Genomic DNA, 14250 nt, shown 5'->3' on the forward strand with positions numbered 1-14250 from the left:
CCGCCGTGTGAGGGCGGTATGAGCAATCTAAGCGCAGCACTTCTTGTATTTCTTGCCGCTACCACAGCTACAAGGATCGTTTCTGTTTGGTTTCTTTTCAAATACCGTTGTTTTTGCTTTGTTCAAGAGTGTATCAAGCTCGAGCGTGTTTTCGTCTTGGCTTTCATCTACAGTGATGTTTGCGATAATCGAATGCTCTTGAGCGATGGCTTCGACTTCTTGTTTACGTACTTCTGTCGGCACAACGATATGTATAGGTGCTTCTTCTGTCCCTGCTTTGATGTCACGATTAACGTTATAGCCTGACAGTACGTGGTTTTGTCGAGTTTCAATTCGACCTTTAAAAAACAGCTTAGACATGCTGATACTCTTTACTTGGGATGTAAGAAAATGAGCAGGGATTATACGTATCGTATTAAAATGATAAAGCTAAAAATGGTTAAAACTTAGTATCGTATTGAAAGCGTTTAAGAGCAATTCCCAACGTTCCTAAAAAGAGCACTATGCAGCAGTTCTGAAACCCAATTTGAAGTGCCTCGGAAATCTCGTCTGATAACACCGAATAACTAACTGGTTCCTTTAATATCCACAGAGGTTTTAGTTATCAATAGGATGGCGATAATGACTGGTGAAATGACGGAAATGGCAATTTCAAGCTACCTTGGCTGGTTGTTGCTGCTTATGGGGTCTTATCCTTTCTTGCTCGTCGGTGTCAGCATGTTCTTCTATGATGCTGAGCGCAAAAGGGCCCAAATGTGGTTAAACGGGATAAGCTTTTTGTTAGCTGCTTTTCTGTTGTATATGCACATGCAAACGGAAGTCATCTATGGAAGAGAACTCCTTGAAGCCTGGTATCGGGACAACCCAGAAGACAGACCTGAGTAGTGGTAAGAAAACACGTTTAGTCTGGGAGTTTATGTGCTTTCAGTGTTCTAATTCTCAACATTTAGGTCACTTTGTTGGAGAACTTTTAATCGTTCTGGGGTAGTTTATAAGTCAATGGCTACGAATGCATTCGTTGTTCACAGCGAGACTCATCTAACAAGGAGGTTATATGTTTCCACTTGAGGTTTTCGTTACCTATACGTTGGCATGTCTACTACTGGTCATTTCTCCCGGCCCTGATAATTTACTCGCAATTGGCCGAGGCCTGAGTCAAGGGCGACTCGCTGCGATTATGTCAGGTGCTTCATCGGGGGCTGGTATTTTGTTCCACGTCCTTGCAGCTAGTTTAGGCCTGACTCTGCTTATCCAAACCTCTGAAATCGCTTTTTACGTTGTCAAAATGGTGGGGGCAGCCTATCTAATTTGGCTGGGCGTTAAAGTGCTGCGCTCTCGAAATCTGTTCTCATTAGAGCCCGCAAAAAAGCAATCGCTTAAAGTGATCTTTTTTACGGGATTTTTGTCTGCAGCGCTCAATCCCAAGCCGGGCATGTTTGTTCTTGCCTTTGTTCCTCAATTCGTTAATCCAAGTCTAGGCTCTGTCACCACGCAAATGATCGGCTATGGTGTTTGGTTTGCCATGCTGACTGCCATCGGCTTTAGTTTGATGGGAGTATTCTCGTCACAGCTATCACAATGGTTTAGAAACAAACCTAAATTGGTATCTGGGTTAAATATTGGTGCGGGGCTTACGTTCGTATCGTCTGGCCTGGCAGTGGCATTTATGAAGCAGCGCTAACCTGAGGATAAAATGACACTAAGGGCCTTTGAAGAAAAAGACGATGACTTGCTGATTGGTTGGATAGATTCCGAGCAACTCAACTATTTGTGGGGTGGGCCAAAATTTGACTTTCCACTGGATACTAATCAAATCAGACAACACTGCTCTCAACCACAGGTTCACCCCTTCGTTTTTGACGTCGAAGGGAAAGCCGCTGGCTACGTAGAACTTTACAAAGAGTCAGATACTCACTTTCGCATTTGTCGCGTGTTTGTATCAAACGTATTCCGCGGACAAGGCATTGCGAAAACGATGTTAAGCCAGTTGATTAAACTCGCCAAAGCAGAGTTTAAGGTTCGCTTGTTGTCGCTCGCGGTCTTTGAACACAATCAAGTGGCGAAGCACTGTTACGAATCGTTAGGCTTTGTTCAGACATCACGAGAAATGGGAACACGATCGTTTGAAGGAGAAATCTGGGCGCTTCTTCTTATGGAAAAGCAGTTATAGCAAATAGAACAAAGGGAGTTAGATGATGATTAAGAAAGTCGGTAACACAGAGATTCAATCAAAACATAAAGCGACCTGCCATTGTGGCTCGGTTGTTTTAGAGTTAACGCTACCTAATGGGATTGAAAATCCGAGACGATGTGACTGTTCAATATGTCGAAGAAAAGGCGCTATTGTGGGCTCGGTTGATCTTAGTGGTATTAAAATACTGTCGGGCGAAGATGTACTCAAGCTTTATCAATTCAACACCAACACGGCGAAGCATTACTTCTGCTCAAACTGTGGCATCTACACACACCATCAACGCCGTTCTAATCCTACTGAGTATGGGTTCAACATTGGTTGTTTAGAAGGAGTCAATCCGTTTGATTTAGGTGACGTTGTCACTAACGATGGGGTGAATCACCCAGCGGATAGAGTCTCTTAACCGTCAATACCTGAACTGCGGCGATTTATCTGTTAGACTCCGCGCTCACACTAAGTAGGAACCACCCAAATGAGCCAAGACCAACCAAATAATCCATTACATGGTTTAACGTTAGAAAAAATTCTCGTGCGCCTGCAAGAGCATTATGGGTGGGAAGGGCTTGATGCCGAAGTTCAAATCAACTGTTTCTACAACAATCCATCGATTAAGTCGTCTTTGAAATTTCTTCGTCGTACACAGTGGGCGAGAGAAAAAGTTGAAGCGCTGTACATCGAGACTTTTTGCAAATAGTAAAAAGAAAAGCGAGCTCTAGAAGCTCGCTTTTTAGATCTTAGCTCACGGCTTGATGACTAAAGCTTACTCTTCCGTCAGAAGCTCGTGATCACACGTGATCTCATAAACTAAATCCGCCACTTTCTCTGGGCGTAAGATATGTTCATTAGGCACTTGGAAACGACAAGCCATCATGTTGTTGAACATTTCCCAATGTCTAAGTAAGCAGACGTCGGTATCACTGGTTTCATCGGCCCACGTTTCTTTCATGAAAGGGGTTAAGCTTGCAGCGCCATGAGCAAACATCATCATTTGCCATTTTATCTCCCAGATTCTTACTGGTGTATCCGGATGGTTTTCGTTGTAATGCTCAGCTAAGCTGTTAACCAGATGCTCAATTTCACCCGAATTATCAATGAAATAATCAAATAGGGCGTCTTCTTGGCGCACGGCATCAGCGATGATCTGAATAGGTTGCTTGCAGTCCAGCATGTGAGCAAGGAGTCGAACAGAAAAGTGGTAGAGCTTTACATTCGATCCCACGTCTTGCGGCATATTGGCAATGATGGTTCGCATGTACTTTTCCATATACAGATGAAGTCCGTCACTGATGGCGTACCAGATTTGCTCTTTGCTGCCAAAGTGATGACGGATCAAACTGTGTGAGACGCCCGCTTTTTCACTAATGTTTCTAAGCGAGACACGCTCGTAGCCAAGCTCACTAAAGAGATCGGTCGCCACACGCATAATTTCGCATTTAGTTTTTTCTGCGTCTTGTGCGCTTCTTCGCCCTTGCTTTTTTTCAGTCATAACTTTATTCGATTGTTCCTAACGCTTTCTTTCTACCAGAAAATGCACGTCATTTCATCATGGATATGAATTAACAGCATAGCACACTAAAAAATTATATTGCACACCTGGTAAATAAACCTTGATCTTGCTCATTAAGTTCATATACTGCACGAGTGTGTAGCAAAGCAAGATGATTGAGAATGAACACATCAACTAATGGAATAAAACCAACTATTCGCATGGCAGCACTTGGGTTACTTGCCACTGCACTAGTAGGGTGTAACCAAGCGAACTCCGAAGTTTCTGAACCGGTTGTTAAGCCGGTAAAACTGATTGAAATCCCAAACTCGTCAACCCAACGTTATGACGCATTCATTGCCAATGTTGATGCAACGGATAGAGCCTCTTTGTCTTTTCAAGTTGCGGGCGAAATCGCACAGTTCACTATCAAGATGGGCAGTGAAGTCAAAGCTGGCGATGTGCTGGCTCGATTAGATCAAACGGACTATCGCTTGGCGTATCAAGCTCGACTCGCTGAATACAACTTGGCGAAAACAGCGTTTACACGCGCGGCTCAACTACATGAGAAGAAGCTCATCAGTGTCGATACCTACGATCAATCAGAAACGCAGTACAAAGCGGCTCAAGCAGCCTTGTCCCAAGCTGAAACCGACCTAAGCTACACACAGATTGTTGCTCCTTTTGATGGCGTAGTATCGTTGACGTTTAGCAATGAACATCAAGTTGTGGGTGCCAACCAGCCTGTGCTGAACATCATCAGCAACAGCGTTATGGATGTGGTGTTTACTGTTCCTGTCAGTTATGCCGAGCAGTACGGACTTGAGCATATTTCAAATTCAACGGTCCATGTGGTTTTAGACAGCCATCCAGATTTGCAGATCCCTGCAACATTCAAAGAAATTTCGACCAAGGCAGATCAAGACACCAACAGCTATAGCGCTAGCGTTACGTTTGATCGCCCAAGCCAAATTAATTTACTGCCGGGCATGACTGGACAAGTAAAACTCCTTAATGAAAGCAATGCTGGTGGTGTTTCAATTACCCAAACCGCTTGGGTTTCAAAAACCGATACACAAGGTTCTCTATATCGTTTTGATCAAGAGTCACACACGTTGTCAGCTGTTCAAGTCGCCCTTGATGACAAAGGTAAGGTGATTGATGGATTAAAAGCGGGTGATTTGATCGTTGAAGCGGGCGTTGAGAAGTTAATGGCCGGTCAGCAAGTGAAAGCATGGCAAAAAGAAGAGGGAATTTAAGGTGCGCAATATTATTAAAATGCCTCTAACGCTCGCTTGTGTGTCAGTGTTAGCAGCCTGTATGCCCGAAGTTGAACACAGACAATCCGCTCCACTGATGGTAGATACATTTACGGTAGCAGAAGCCGCAGAAAGCCAATTTAGAAACTTTAACGCCATGGTAATGCCTGCAGAGCTAACGCCTCTCGCTTTTCGACTGGAAGGTGAAATCGCATCCATTTTGGTGAAAGAAGGCGATAAGGTTGAGAAAGGACAGGTGGTTGCCATTTTGGATGATTCTAAGAGCAAACAGCAGCTTATTGATGCCCAAGTTCGCTTTGAATTGGCCTTGAAACAAGCGAAACGTGGCGAAGAGCTAAAGTCAAACAAGATGATTTCAAGCGCAGAGCTCGATGAGTTACAAGCCAGTTTACAACTAGCGGAAGCCAATCTCGGGCTCGCAAAGTCGTCGATGCGTTACATGCGGCTTAAAGCCCCGTTTGGCGGCATTATCTCGTCTGTTGATAAGAAAAAGTTTGAAAACGTAACACCAGGCGAACAAGTCGTGTCGATTTATCAGGATGATCAGGTTTACGTAAAAATTGAGGTGTCTGATTCTGTGCTGGCGATGTTAAGCCCAAACAGTCACGCTCAAAAAAATCAGCCAACGGCAATCTTTTCAGGGCATGAAGGGCGTTATTCGTTGAGCTATTTAGAACATACCAGCGAATTACACCCAAGCAGCCAGACTTATCAAGTTTGGCTAAAAATGGCTCAAATCGATAAGAAAGTTCTACCGGGCACAAGCGCAAAAGTGACGGTCGATCTGATTAAAGCAGGGCTTAATACCCACCAAGCGTATCAATTGCCAATGACCGCCATTGATTCAGGTAGAGAGACACAGTCGTTTCATGTGTGGAAGCTTGAAGATGGTGCTGCGCACCGTTACCCAATCACTGTCGATCAAATCACGGGTACTGGCGCTTTGGTCGCAGCCGGTCTTACAGAGGGCGATGTTCTCATCAATTCAAACTTGAGAAAGCTTCGTGAAGGAATGGAAATTAAAGGAGTGAAGCAGTGAGCATTGCCGAATACTCAATCAAAAACAAAGTCATCAGTTGGCTGTTTCTCGTTATCCTAGCGGTGGGTGGCTACACCTCATTCATGGATTTAGGTCGTTTGGAAGATCCAGCATTTACGATTAAAGATGCCATGATTATTTCCAACTACCCGGGCGCTACGTCAAAAGAAGTGGAAGAGGAGTTGACGTATCCTTTGGAAAAAGAGATCCGTAAGCTGCCATACATCGACAAGATTACTTCGACTTCATCAAACGGCATGTCTCAAATCATGGTCAGCATGGAGATGGAGTATGGCCCAGATGAGCTACCCCAAATCTGGGACGAAATGCGTCGTAGAATCAATGACCTAAAGCCAAATCTGCCGAGTGGTGTAAGCTCAATTCAAATCATTGATGACTTCGGTGATGTTTACGGCATCATGCTGATGATCACTGGTGATGGTTATGATTACATCGAACTCAAGCGTTATGCCGATTATCTGAGTCGAGAGCTAGAGCTGGTTGATGGCGTAGGTAAAGTCGCGATTGCAGGTGATCAACAAGAGCAACTGTTCGTTGAAATCTCTTTAGAACGACTCGCGTCATTGAACCTAGATATGAACACTGTAGTTGGATTGTTGAATCAGCAAAACAGCGTTCAATCTGCCGGTGAAGTGATGGTGAATGGTCAAACGTTAACGATTCGTCCAAACGGAACCATGAGCTCAGAACAAGAGCTTGAAGAGCTGATTATTCACGGTCGTGACACGGGTAATCTTATTCGCCTTAAAGACGTTGCAACGATCAGCCGTGGAATTCAAGAAAAACCATCGAACGTGATTACGTTTAACGGAAAGCCAGCCATTAACCTTGCGATCTCTTTTGGTGCTGGTGTCAACGTGGTTGAAGTGGGCAAACATCTAGAGGCAGAACTTTCTCAACTTGAGTCTATTCGCCCAGCAGGCGTTGAATTCAACTACTTCTACAACCAATCGGCTGAAGTTGAAAAGTCGGTGGATGATTTCATCGTCAGCTTAGGTCAAGCTGTCGCTATCGTTATCATTGTACTGCTGTTTGCAATGGGCTTACGTAGTGGTCTTATTATCGGTGCTGTCTTGTTACTGACGGTAATGGGCACGTTTATATTAATGAAGCAAAACGATGTCGAGTTACACCGAATTTCCTTAGGTGCCTTGATCATTGCACTGGGTATGCTGGTGGACAACGCCATCGTTGTTGTGGAAGGTATCTTGGTCGGCCTTAAACGCGGCAAAACCAAGCTTCAAGCGGCGCTGGATATCGTAAAACAAACTCAGTGGCCATTGTTAGGTGCAACGGTTATCGCGATCACCGCATTTGCTCCTATCGGTCTCTCAGAGGACGCAACGGGTGAGTTCATGGGCTCGTTGTTCTGGGTTCTGTGTTACTCATTGTTCCTAAGCTGGATTACCGCGCTGACATTGACTCCGTTCTTAGCGGAATTGTTTCTAAAAGAAGAAGACAAAGTGTCAGAGGGTGAAGAAGACGATCCCTACAAAGGTGTTTTATTTACTATTTTTGGCGCAAGCCTTAAGTTTGCCTTGCGCTTCCGTTGGTTCACTGTAGCAAGCATGTTTGGTCTATTGGTGGTTGCAGTTGCGGGCTTTGGTATGGTCAAGCAGCAGTTCTTCCCACCTTCTAATACGCCTATGTTCTACGTAGATATGTGGATGCCAGAAGGGACGGACATTCGTGAAACCTTGAAAGAAACCAGTAAGGTCGAGCAATTTATCCGTAAGCAAGATAACGTTGAGTTTGTATCAACAACCACAGGCCAAGGCTTACAGCGTTTTGCTTTAACGTATCAGCCAGAAAGAAGCTATGAGGCCTATACTCAACTTCAGGTGAGAACCACTGACCGTGAAACCATGTTCGAGCTACTGACTAAGTTGGATGAAACCCTAGCGGTCAAATATAATCAACCGACCTTCCAGTTTAAGTTGATGGAGTTTGGTCCGTCACCGGCTTCTAAGATTGAAGCTCGTATCACGGGCCCAGATCCGCAAGTTCTGCGTGACATAGCACTGCAAGTAGAGGATGTCTTACTTCAAGATCCTGGGGCGCGAAACGTTCGTCATGATTGGCGTGAACGTACCAAAGAGCTTGTGCCTCAGTTTAATGAATCGAAAGCGCGCCGTTTAGGCATTTCACAAGAAGATCTTTCGAATACGCTGCAGATGTCTTTTGGCGGCACGCCGATTGGCTTGCTTCGCGATGGTACACATATGCTGCCGATCATCGCACGTCTTCCAGAGCAAGAGCGTATTGATTTTGAATCGTTAGCGAATGTGAAGATTTGGAGCCCGACACTACAAAGCTACGTGCCGGTAGAGCAAGTGATCGATGGCGTAATGCTTGATTGGCAAGAGCCTTTAATCCAACGTCGTGACCGTAAACGCACATTAACCGTGTTGGCTGACCATGATGTACTTGGGCACGAAACACCTGCCAGCCTATTTAGCCGCGTCAAACCTCACGTTGAAGCGATTCCATTACCGCAAGGTTATGTGATTACTTGGGGCGGTGAATATGAATCGTCTAAAGATGCACAAGAGGCTCTGTTCGGTTCACTGCCAATGGGTTACTTGTTGATGTTTATCATCACAATGTTGTTGTTTAACTCATTTAGAAAGCCATTAGTGATTTGGCTGACTGTGCCGCTATCGATTATTGGCGTTTCAATCGGCTTACTCGCGACCGATATGCCGTTTAGCTTTACTGCATTCTTAGGTTTATTAAGCTTAAGTGGCATGATTTTGAAAAACGGCATCGTACTGCTGGATCAAATAAACAGTGAGTTAGACTCGGGTAAAGATCCTTACCAAGCGGTATTCGACAGTGCAATTTCACGCGTACGCCCAGTGAGTATGGCAGCACTGACAACAATTTTGGGCATGATACCGTTGGTATTCGATGCTTTCTTTGGCTCAATGGCGATAACTATAATGGCGGGCTTAGGTTTCGCTACGGTACTCACACTGATTGTTGTACCGGTCTTATTCGCTATTTTCTATCGAATCAAACCATCCACTGCCGGATAATTCAAGGATTGAAACCGATTCGTTTAATGCCAGCCCGGATTTATTCCGGGCTTTTTTCATCACGTTTTTTGTGTGTGGGGAACGGGTAAACTCGTCTCAAACTGATGATTTTTCATGCTGAAGAGAGTAAAATCGTCAGCTTCAAACAACACTGTAAGCATTATCCTAAACGCGTTTCCTATCGTGTGCTCGCCACCTTTTCGTACTGAAATGCTAAATTGAATCGCATAATAAAATTTTCTAGAAAGAACGAGTCGTATGACCAAAACTGAGTTTTTCGCGCATTACGTGCGCATGAATCGTAAATCGTATTTGCTTGCGATTGTATTTATCTTTCTTGTTAACTGGCTTCAGGTCGAAATCCCACGTTATATTCAACTAGCGATTGATTTGATTGACGATGCGTCGGTGACAGGCCATGCGCAGCTTAAAAATTACGTTGGTGTTGTGGTCGCTATGTCGATAGCGATGGTGGTCGTACGCATTTTATCTCGCATCTATGCACTGAATCCTGGCAGGATTACAGAAGCGGCACTCAAAAATACATTGCTTCAAAAGCTCAATCGTTTACCGAGTAGCTTTCATCAGCAGTTTGCCTCTGGTCGCCTTATTTCAATTATCAATAATGACCTTAACGGAATTCGACTGTTATTCGGCGTCGGATTTTTGCAGTTTTTTAATGCCTTGTTAGCACTGTCACTAACCCCTCTGTATATGTGGCGTATTTCTCCTGAGCTGACTTTGTATTCTGTCATTCCTATCTCTATTGCTTTCGTCATATTTCGAGTGGGTTTTACGCGCATGAAAACTTTGCACCTAGAGCACATGAGTCGGCTACAAAACCTGTCGGCTAAAATGATGAATTACTTGTCAGGAATTGACTTGATTAAGAGCCAGCGCATGTCTCCTTGGGTGAAAGCAGAGATAGAAAAGTTAAACCAACAATTGCTGCGCTGCCGGATGAGAATCATGCGTATACAAGTCTACTTTATGCCAGTTTTGGATTACGCCAATGACCTAATGAAGATCATTATTCTTGGTCTAGGTGGATACATGTTGATGGCGCAAGAGCTAACTCTTGGTGAGATAACCGCATTTCTGACTTACTCAGTGTTACTTGCTATGCCACTAATGCAGTTGGGTCGTATTGCGACTATTTACCAGCGAGGGATTGTCGGCATTCAAAGCGCTCAAACAATCTTGAACGCTGAAATGTCAGAGTTGGATGAAATTAAACTTTCTTCGCCTGAAGTCGAACAGCTCACGGGGAAAACCATCTCTGTTCGTAACTTGAGTTTTCAATACGATGCGGATGATGAAAATGTATTGTCCAATGTTAGCTTTGATATCCCGAAAGGAAAAAAAGTCGGGGTACTTGGTGGGATCGGTGCAGGTAAAACGACGTTGGTTAACTGCTTAAACCATCATCTTGAGGTACCCGCAGGAAGTATCTTTATTGGCGATAGAGACATAACCTCTTTTTCTCGCTCGGACTTGCGTCGCTATATCAAAACAGTGACTCAAGACCCGTACTTGTTTTCAGCAACGGTTGAAGACAACATCCGCTTTGGTAGTCAAAGTAAGGTGGCTAAAGCGCAAGTCGATGAAGTCTTAGAACTCAGTCAGCTGGCCGGTGATGTGTCTCGTTTTGAACATGGTGACCAAACTCTAGTGGGTGAAAAAGGCATTATGTTGTCTGGCGGGCAAAAGCAAAGGCTCAGTATTGCTCGTGCGCTTCTAGAGCCTGCAGAGTTGATCATTATGGATAACGTACTCTCTGCCGTTGACTACGAAACAGAGAGAAAAATCTTAGAGAATCTATTCAAACATTTAGGCGATAAGTCCGTTTTGGTTGTCTCTCACCGTGTTAATGCACTTGAATATATGGATGAGATTGTTGTTTTGAATAACGGTGAAGTTATTGCCCGAGGGGATCATCAAACGTTGCTCAAAACGTGTGATTACTATTTAGAAACTTGGCAACTTCAACAAAATGAGACGGAGGCAGCAGCATGTTAAAAGGTGTCGACGTCAAATATCTTAAACACTTCTTTAAGTTCGCTAAGAAGTATAAAAAGTCAGCGATTTTAGGCATCGCGATGTTACCGCTCACTGTGCTGACGAGCTTATTGTTTCCTTGGTTGATCATACAAATAATCGATGTTCACCTCAGTCAAGGAGACATGGGAGGCTTGCTTGAGTATGTCTCGTATTTAGTCGCGGTTCTGGTGATGAGTTATGTTGTTGATACTACTTACTCATACAACTTACGAAAAACGGGGCAAAATACCGTTACTGACATGCGCAGTGTTCTATTTGATCGCGTATTAAAGTTACCCCGCAGCTATTTTGATAGTACGCCTATTGGTGTCACGCTGTCTCGGCTGACCAGTGACTTAGAAACCATCGGAGAGACGTTTGTCCAATCGGTTGTGGGCTTAGTGAAGGATACGTTGAACACCATTGCCTTGCTGGTGATGATGTTTTTGATTGATTGGCAACTGACTCTGATCGTATTAATTGTTATGCCGCCGGTGATGTACTTAACGATATACGTGAGAAATCGATTACGAGAGCTGTATCTACTGACTCGATCGGCATTAGCAAGAGGCGTTGGCTTTTTGCAGGAAGTCCTGTTTGGCATGAAAACCGTTCAAATGTATCGAGCAGAGGAACAAGTAGAAGAGAAGTTCAAAAGCTACACTGATGAGTTTTTGCATGCGCAGAAGAAGATCAATAAATATGATGCGATTCTGTTTTCGTTTATCTCTGGTATCACCTCGGTGACGATCGCTCTACTGATTTGGTACGGTTCAGAGCAAGTGATACAAGGCGCTTTGACACTTGGTGTTCTGATTGCATTTATCAATACCTTGGAAAAAGTCTTTGTTCCGATACGTGACTTCACCTCTCAAATTGCCTCAATACAGAGTTCATTCGCTGCATTCGATCATATTGAAGAGCTCTTCGCTCAACCTACAGCGGAAGAAGGGCGTCAGTTATTGCCAACTAAGGATGTGAAACGTCAACTAACACAGTTCGAGAAACTGGAGTTTCGTAATGTGAGCTTCCGTTACAAGGACGACGCCCCATACGTATTAAATAATGTCTCCTTTGTACTCGAAAAAGGTCATCAAATAGCGTTGGTGGGGTCAACAGGTTCAGGGAAGTCGACAATACTTAGGTTGATCTCTAGAACTTATTTAAACTACGAAGGCAGTATCCTATTAAACGGTATCGAGTTGTCTGAAATTGCTATAGAGGACTCCATGCACCTGTTCTCGCTAATGATGCAAGAGGTACATTTATTTGAAGAGAGTATCGAGTTTAATATCGCTTTAGGCAAACCAGAGATAGAGAGCAAGGATGTAGAACAATCGTCTGAGTATGTATACGCGAATCGTTTTATCGATAAGCTCCCTGGGCGATATGATTTCAAAATTGAAAAGAATGGTTCGAACCTGTCTGTAGGGCAAACTCAGTTGATCTCATTTGCTCGCGCTGTTGCACAAGGTGGCCAAGTGATGATGTTAGATGAAGCGACGAGTTCAGTCGATTCCATCACTGAATCTCTGATTCAAAAAGCGATGCAACGACTGTTTAATGATAAGACGGTAATCGCAATTGCTCACAGGCTGAGTACCGTAAGGCACTCTGACAAGATACTCGTATTGGAAAAGGGTGAGATCGTCGAGCAAGGAAACCATAAACAGTTGCTAGCTCTTAATGGCTTGTACGCAGGCCTGCTAAATGAAACGATTAAGTCGCCTACTCAAAACATCGAAATCATCAATCAATAATGTAATAGCTAACTTAACAGTACATTCAATAAAAACCATGCCAGCCCGGAAATTTTCCGGGCTTTTTTGTATCCAAAATTCTTTATATTAAGCAGGAGTAAAGCGACTTCCTCGCGTGTTTGTCTTCGACGAAAGTATGGGTGAGAAAAAATGAATCAATGGACTTAATATCATTAACTTATGACGATTTAATTACTGGCATTGGTAATCTAAATATTATTAATAAAACTAAAGTTTTAATGGTAAATAACAGTTCGCTCACTAAAATTGATGCAATTGATAATCGATTTTAATTGATAACTTTCTTCTCGTGAGTTTTGTGTAATTCATCGCAAATGGAATAAAAATCGTTTTAAATTAGAAGTTTAGCTTTTATTGATTAAAGCGACTATAAGGATTATTCCTTAAATAACAAGGGCTTGCTAAAAGTTAACAAGGTCATAACATTTCATTCTGTATGAGATCTTGTTCAACTTTATGCACTTAGGCTCAGAAAATATTTGAAGTGTAATATTTACCCGTTAGTTTTAAATAACAGGCGGCTACTGGAAGGTCGTAATAAAAATATCATTTGCTCATGCTTAATAAGCATATTGTGAATAAAACTTATTGCTTGTAAATATTGCTGTATAGAATGGAGTCCTTTAATGAATAAAATTGCTTTGATCACGGGTTCGAAAGGCGGAATAGGATCTGCGATTTCTGAACAATTGGTAAATGACGGATATCGGGTCATTGCCACCTATTTTACCGGTAATTATCAATGTGCATTAGATTGGTTTAACGAAAAACGATTTAATGAAGATCAGGTTCGCCTATTTGAACTTGATGTGACAGATACAGAGCAATGTGCAGAAAGACTGGCTTCTCTGCTTGAGGAAGAAGGAACCGTTGATGTTATTGTCAACAATGCGGGTATTACGCGCGATGGTACCTTCAAGAAGATGACTCCAAATGCATGGAAAGAGGTTATTGAAACTAACCTCAATAGTGTGTTCAACGTCACTCAGCCTTTATTCTCAGCAATGTGCGAAAAGGGGAACGGCCGAGTCATCAACATCTCTTCAGTAAATGGCTTGAAAGGCCAATTTGGTCAAACAAACTATTCAGCAGCGAAAGCGGGCATGATTGGCTTTTCTAAAGCGCTAGCGGCAGAAGGTGCTCGCAGTGGTGTAACGGTCAACGTAGTTGCACCTGGTTACACAGGTACACCAATGGTTGAAGCGATGCGACCAGAGGTGCTAGAAGCGATTAAAGCTCAAATACCGATGGGTCGTTTAGCGACGCCAGAAGAAATCGCTCAGTCAGTTTCTTATCTTGTTAGTGATGCAGGCGCTTATATCACAGGGGAAACACTCTCTGTGAACGGCGGCTTATACATGCATTAAAAGG

Annotated in this window: 13 protein-coding genes; 11 read left to right on the forward strand and 2 right to left on the reverse strand. The window is 43.5% G+C overall.

Translation table 11 applies throughout. The annotated features are described in order from the left end of the window. Positions 1-27: 27 nt before the first annotated feature. Entirely contained in the window at positions 28-360 is a 333-nt protein-coding gene (locus EJ063_RS00335) for a PBPRA1643 family SWIM/SEC-C metal-binding motif protein (protein ID WP_126572022.1), read from the reverse strand. 273 nt (positions 361-633) lie between these two features. Here EJ063_RS00335 and EJ063_RS00340 point away from each other — a divergent pair, with 273 nt between their 5' ends. The 5 genes from EJ063_RS00340 to EJ063_RS00360 all read left to right on the forward strand — a co-directional run bounded on the left by EJ063_RS00340 (position 634) and on the right by EJ063_RS00360 (position 2888). Beyond that, a complete protein-coding gene (locus tag EJ063_RS00340) occupies positions 634-885 on the forward strand; it encodes a hypothetical protein (protein ID WP_126573075.1) in 252 nt (83 codons plus the stop codon). A gap of 169 nt (positions 886-1054) precedes the next feature. Further along, positions 1055-1681: a LysE family translocator gene (locus tag EJ063_RS00345; protein ID WP_126572023.1), complete on the forward strand. Its 627-nt coding sequence runs from the start codon at positions 1055-1057 to the stop codon at positions 1679-1681. Positions 1682-1693: 12 nt separating this feature from the next. Further along, positions 1694-2170: a GNAT family N-acetyltransferase gene (locus EJ063_RS00350; RefSeq protein ID WP_126572024.1), complete on the forward strand. Its 477-nt coding sequence runs from the start codon at positions 1694-1696 to the stop codon at positions 2168-2170. A gap of 28 nt (positions 2171-2198) precedes the next feature. Then, complete coding sequence (locus EJ063_RS00355; protein WP_208640345.1) at positions 2199-2597, forward strand: GFA family protein; 399 nt, start codon at positions 2199-2201, stop codon at positions 2595-2597. Between the two features lie 69 nt (positions 2598-2666). After that, the gene (locus tag EJ063_RS00360; RefSeq protein ID WP_126572025.1) at positions 2667-2888 is read left to right on the forward strand and encodes a VF530 family protein; all 222 of its coding nucleotides are present in this window, start codon (positions 2667-2669) and stop codon (positions 2886-2888) included. Positions 2889-2954: 66 nt separating this feature from the next. Here the strand turns inward: EJ063_RS00360 and EJ063_RS00365 are convergent, their stop codons facing one another. Further along, positions 2955-3680, reverse strand: a complete 726-nt coding sequence (locus tag EJ063_RS00365; RefSeq protein WP_126572026.1) for a TetR/AcrR family transcriptional regulator — start codon at positions 3678-3680, stop codon at positions 2955-2957. A 182-nt stretch (positions 3681-3862) separates the two neighbouring features. On the opposite strand from EJ063_RS00365, the gene EJ063_RS00370 reads away from it, so the two are divergent. From EJ063_RS00370 to EJ063_RS00395, 6 genes are all read left to right on the forward strand, one after another. Further along, entirely contained in the window at positions 3863-4939 is a 1077-nt protein-coding gene (locus EJ063_RS00370; RefSeq protein ID WP_126572027.1) for an efflux RND transporter periplasmic adaptor subunit, read from the forward strand. A gap of 19 nt (positions 4940-4958) precedes the next feature. Further along, positions 4959-5999 carry an efflux RND transporter periplasmic adaptor subunit gene (locus EJ063_RS00375; RefSeq protein WP_126573077.1) on the forward strand — a complete coding sequence of 347 codons (1041 nt, stop codon included), beginning with the start codon at positions 4959-4961 and terminating at the stop codon, positions 5997-5999. Then, positions 5996-9058 carry an efflux RND transporter permease subunit gene (locus EJ063_RS00380; RefSeq protein ID WP_126572028.1) on the forward strand — a complete coding sequence of 1021 codons (3063 nt, stop codon included), beginning with the start codon at positions 5996-5998 and terminating at the stop codon, positions 9056-9058. Before EJ063_RS00375 ends, EJ063_RS00380 begins: the two co-directional genes overlap by 4 nt. 258 nt (positions 9059-9316) lie before the next feature. Beyond that, entirely contained in the window at positions 9317-11077 is a 1761-nt protein-coding gene (locus tag EJ063_RS00385; protein WP_126572029.1) for an ABC transporter ATP-binding protein, read from the forward strand. Continuing rightward, on the forward strand, positions 11071-12858 hold the full coding sequence (locus EJ063_RS00390) for an ABC transporter ATP-binding protein (RefSeq protein ID WP_126572030.1): 1788 nt from the start codon (positions 11071-11073) through the stop codon (positions 12856-12858). Before EJ063_RS00385 ends, EJ063_RS00390 begins: the two co-directional genes overlap by 7 nt. A 647-nt stretch (positions 12859-13505) precedes the next feature. After that, positions 13506-14246, forward strand: a complete 741-nt coding sequence (locus EJ063_RS00395) for an SDR family oxidoreductase (RefSeq protein ID WP_126572031.1) — start codon at positions 13506-13508, stop codon at positions 14244-14246. The last annotated feature ends 4 nt before the right edge of the window (positions 14247-14250 follow it).

The sequence above is a fragment of the Vibrio aquaticus genome, from assembly GCF_003970385.1.
In the GTDB taxonomy this organism is placed as follows: Bacteria; Pseudomonadota; Gammaproteobacteria; order Enterobacterales; family Vibrionaceae; genus Vibrio; species Vibrio aquaticus.

Coding starts and splice junctions, on each gene's coding strand:
- EJ063_RS00390 (WP_126572030.1), top strand. CDS start 11,071: ATGTTAAAAGGTGTCGACGTCAAATATCTTAAACACTTCTTTAAGTTC.
- EJ063_RS00340 (WP_126573075.1), top strand. CDS start 634: ATGACGGAAATGGCAATTTCAAGCTACCTTGGCTGGTTGTTGCTGCTT.
- EJ063_RS00370 (WP_126572027.1), top strand. CDS start 3,863: ATGAACACATCAACTAATGGAATAAAACCAACTATTCGCATGGCAGCA.
- EJ063_RS00385 (WP_126572029.1), top strand. CDS start 9,317: ATGACCAAAACTGAGTTTTTCGCGCATTACGTGCGCATGAATCGTAAA.
- EJ063_RS00345 (WP_126572023.1), top strand. CDS start 1,055: ATGTTTCCACTTGAGGTTTTCGTTACCTATACGTTGGCATGTCTACTA.
- EJ063_RS00335 (WP_126572022.1), bottom strand. CDS start 360: ATGTCTAAGCTGTTTTTTAAAGGTCGAATTGAAACTCGACAAAACCAC.
- EJ063_RS00365 (WP_126572026.1), bottom strand. CDS start 3,680: ATGACTGAAAAAAAGCAAGGGCGAAGAAGCGCACAAGACGCAGAAAAA.
- EJ063_RS00375 (WP_126573077.1), top strand. CDS start 4,959: ATGCCTCTAACGCTCGCTTGTGTGTCAGTGTTAGCAGCCTGTATGCCC.
- EJ063_RS00350 (WP_126572024.1), top strand. CDS start 1,694: ATGACACTAAGGGCCTTTGAAGAAAAAGACGATGACTTGCTGATTGGT.
- EJ063_RS00395 (WP_126572031.1), top strand. CDS start 13,506: ATGAATAAAATTGCTTTGATCACGGGTTCGAAAGGCGGAATAGGATCT.
- EJ063_RS00360 (WP_126572025.1), top strand. CDS start 2,667: ATGAGCCAAGACCAACCAAATAATCCATTACATGGTTTAACGTTAGAA.